Origin of the sequence: Plastoroseomonas hellenica (assembly GCF_018129085.1) — a bacterium.
Classification (GTDB): Bacteria; Pseudomonadota; Alphaproteobacteria; order Acetobacterales; family Acetobacteraceae; genus Plastoroseomonas; species Plastoroseomonas hellenica.
On sequence record NZ_JAAGBB010000130.1, the window covers coordinates 1 to 2,986 of the forward strand.

At 75.6% G+C, this 2,986-nt stretch carries 1 protein-coding gene; it reads left to right on the forward strand.

The genetic code is table 11. The annotated features are described in order from the left end of the window. Positions 1-59: 59 nt before the first annotated feature. Positions 60-2,986: CHAT domain-containing protein (locus tag GXW71_RS34390; RefSeq protein ID WP_211858571.1), on the forward strand; the 2,927-nt coding region annotated here is incomplete at its 3' end.

The following is a 2,986-nucleotide window of genomic DNA, read 5'->3' on the forward strand; positions in this document are numbered from 1 at the left end:
GACACCTCGGAAGACCGCGAGCTGGCGCCACCCAATATCCGCGCGGAGGATTTCTGAGCATGCGCCGGTCCCTCGCTGCCCTCGCCTTGCTCTCGCTCCTCGGCGCCTGCTCGCGACCGCCGGAGAGCGCCTTCGTCCCGGTCTCCTCCGGCGGCAGCCTGGTCGAGGTCGGGCAAAGCGCTGCGCGCGAGGATTGCCGTATGGCCCGCGGCAATGACGGCGGCGACATCTGGTGCGGGGCCTGGGAGACACCGGCGGTGCGCATCCGCCGCGCCACCGGCGCCACCGCCTTCGACGCCGCGACCGCCGCGCGGGAAAGCCTGGCCGCGCGCCTCGATTGCGGGGCGCCGCGCCGCGCCACCGCGATGGGGGAAGAAGCCGCGCTGCTCGATTGCCGGCGCCGCCAGGGCGGCTGGCCGGCCTTCGTGCTGACCGCCGGCAGCGGCGGCCGGATCTGGGTAGCCGAAGGCATCCTGCCGGCACTGCCCGCCGCCGAGCGCGGCATCGGCCTGCTCTCCGGCCGCGCAACCGGCACCAGCGCGCCGCTCTCCTCCGACGCTGTCGCGCTGATGGCGCAGCGCCTGGCGCGGGAAGCCTTCGCCACCGGCGATATCGGCCAGTACGAGGCGCTGATGTCGATCGGGCGCGACGCCAACCAGGCCGAGCGCTTCGCCGCCGCCGAGACCGCCTATCGCGCCGCACTCGGCCTGCAGGAGCGGGTGCTCGGCGCCAATCATCCGGACAGCTTCCAGCCGCTGGTGCTGCTGGCGCTCCAGCTCTCGAACCAGGGCCGGCATGCGGAGGCGGATGCGCTGTTCCGCCGCGCCGAGGCGCTGGCGCCCCGCGCTTCCGACCCGCTGTCGCCGGCGCTCTTCCAGCACTACCGCGGCCTGGCGGAGGCCAATCGCGGCCGCACCGGCCCGGCCCTCGCGGCACTCGCGCGCAGCAGCACGCTCTACGCGGGCTACCTGCCGCCGGAGCTGCAGGCGGGTGGCGCGGCGCTGCCGATCGACCGCGGCACCGCGCTGGCGCCGCTGCTGGTGGCGCGGGACGTGGTGCCGAACCCGCTGGCGCAGCGCGCGACCGTCGGCCTCATCGAATCGAAGCGCAACGCCGCCGCGATCCTGCGCGCGGCCGGCCGCACCGAGGAGGCGGAGGCCAGGAATGCCGAGGCGCTGCGGATCGCCAACGCGGTGCCGGGGCTCAGCGGCGCCAACCTGATCGCAGCGCGGCTGCAGCGCACCAGCGGCGCGCTGGCCGCCGGCAGCGGGCGCAGCGGTTTGGCGGACCGGAGCTTCGCGGCCTCGGCGCGCCGCTTCGCCCTCGGCGTGCCGCGCTCCCGCCCCTATGCGGAGACGCTGCTGCTGCGCGCCGCGACGCTCGGCCCCGAGAGCGGCGAGACGGCGGGGATCTGCCGCGAGGCCGTGACCGTGCTGCGCTCGCTCCGCGAAGGCATCGACCCGCGGCGTATCGCGCCCTGCATCGACGCCCTCGTCGCCGCCGGCCCGACCGACCAGGCCCTCCTCGCCGAAGCCTTCGCGGCGGCGCAGCTCGGCCAGGGCACGGTCACCACGACCCAGATCGGCCGCGCCGCCGCGCGGCTTTCGGAGAGCGCCCGCGACCCGGCGGTCGCCAGCGCCTTCCAGCGCCGCGAAGCGGCCGAGCGCGCCCTCGCTGCCCGCTACCGTGAACGCGACGACGCTGTGGCCGCGGGCGCGGCGCGCGACCAGGTCGCGGCGCTCGACGCCACGATCGGCGCCGCCGAGAGCGAGGCCGCCGATGCCGATGCGGCCCTGCAATCGGCCGCCCCGGGCTTCGCGCAGCTCGTGCAATCCGCGGCGACCGCGGCCGAGACCATGGCAGCGCTGCGCCCCGGGGAAGCGCTGCTGCTGATCACCCAGCCCGCCGACCGCCGCGGCTGGAGCTTCTGGCTGAAGGATGGCCGCATCGCCGCCGCACGGATCGGCGCCGACACCGCCGAGATCGGCGCCCTGGTGACGCGCGTGCGCGCCGGTGTCGAGGACGGCAACGGCACCAAGCCCTTCGATGCCGCCGCCGCTTATGCGCTGCACCGGGCGGTGATCGGTGTGCACGGGCCGCAGGCCAATGAGGCCGGCGCGCTGCTGGTGGTGGCCGACGGGGCGCTGCTCAGCCTGCCCTTCCCGGTGCTGGTGACGGCGCCGCCGCCGCAGCCGCGGAGCCATGAAGGCGCACGCTTCCTGCTGGAAGCGATGCCGACCACCCACCTTCCCTCCCCCGCCAGCCTGGTGGCACTCCGCCGCGCCGGCCCGTCCACGGCTGCCCGTGCCTGGGTGGGTTATGGCGCGCCGCGCCCGGTCCCGGCGGGCTATGCCGCACGGAGCTTCCCCGCCGCCCCGCAATGCGGCCAGGGCCTCGCCTCGCTCGCGGCACTGCCGGGAGCGGAGCTCGAGCTTCGGGTCGCCAGTGAGATCACGGGCGCCGGCGCCGGCGAGCGGCACATCGGGCAGGCCTTCACCCTGGCGGCGCTGCAGCGGGCGCGGCTGCGCGACTATCGCGTCGTGCATTTCGCCACCCATGGCGTGCTGCCCTCCGACCTCGCCTGCCTCTCGGAGCCGGCGATCATCGCCTCCGCGGCGGCGAACGGGCCGGATGCGAGCCAGGCGCTGCTGACCGCGGGGACCGTGATCAACCTCGACCTCGATGCCGATCTGGTAATGCTCTCGGCCTGCAATTCCGGTGGCGGCGCGGCGGCGGGCGAGAGCCTCTCGACCTTGGCGCGCAGCTTCTTCTTCGCCGGCGCGCGCGGGCTGCTGCTGACGCACTGGTATGTGAACGACATCGCGGCGGCGCGCACCGGCGCGGTGATGCTGCTGAACATGCGCAACGGCGATGGCAGTGCCGAGGCGCTGCAGAAGGCGCAACTCGGGATCTACCGCCTGCGCGGCGGATCGCACCCCGCCTTCTGGGCGCCCTTCGCGCTGATGGGGCCGGGCCGGACCGTAGA